This window comes from Streptomyces bobili (genome assembly GCF_002154575.1).
In the GTDB taxonomy this organism is placed as follows: Bacteria; Actinomycetota; Actinomycetes; order Streptomycetales; family Streptomycetaceae; genus Streptomyces; species Streptomyces bobili.
The window spans coordinates 1-546 of record NZ_MUBA01000654.1 but is presented as its reverse complement, the minus strand read 5'-3'; the positions used below and the strand labels follow the sequence as shown (position 1 = coordinate 546).

Below are 546 nucleotides of genomic sequence, written 5' to 3'. Positions count from 1 at the left end.
CGCCGCATACAAGTTCACCTTCGGCTGGGCCAACTGGATCACGCCCTAGGCATCCTGACGGCCCGTACGACTCTGGGGATGATAGAGGCCGGGATTCAGAGCAGCGCGCCGCACTACATCGGTTCGACGAGGGCGGCCCGCCATTCAGGCTGCGGGTCCGCTCCCAGGCTCGTCCAGTACTCCGTTCCACGGACGATCTGCCCGTCACGGACGGTCCAGAACGATGCTGCGCGGAAGACGCCAAGACTGTCGTGTGGCACCTCGACTTCGGAGACGACTTCGTCGCCCTCGGCCACCACCTTGAGCACTCGAATCGACCAGCCCTGCGGGTATTCACGGTTCACCGTGACGAAGTTTTCCCGGCCGACGATGCGTTCGAGGCTGATCGGCCACTCGACTATGACATCCTCCGCGATCAACTCGGCGACGCCTGCCCAGTCACGAGCCTGGATCCGGTCCCACAGGGTCTCAATCACCTTCGAAGATTCCATCGACGGAGCGTCCCACAGCGGTCTGACAGAAGCCACGGCGGCCGTGCGCTGTATC

At 63.6% G+C, this 546-nt stretch carries 1 protein-coding gene; it reads right to left on the bottom strand.

The window, feature by feature from the left end; all coding sequences use genetic code 11:
• Positions 1–113 precede the first annotated feature (113 nt).
• The gene (locus BZL64_RS35595; protein ID WP_086766694.1) at positions 114–491 is read right to left on the bottom strand and encodes a nuclear transport factor 2 family protein; all 378 of its coding nucleotides are present in this window, start codon (positions 489–491) and stop codon (positions 114–116) included.
• Between the last annotated feature and the right edge of the window lie 55 nt (positions 492–546).

What these genes read in the sequence shown, in the direction of transcription:
- BZL64_RS35595 (WP_086766694.1), bottom strand. Translation starts at nt 491, where the DNA reads ATGGAATCTTCGAAGGTGATTGAGACCCTGTGGGACCGGATCCAGGCT.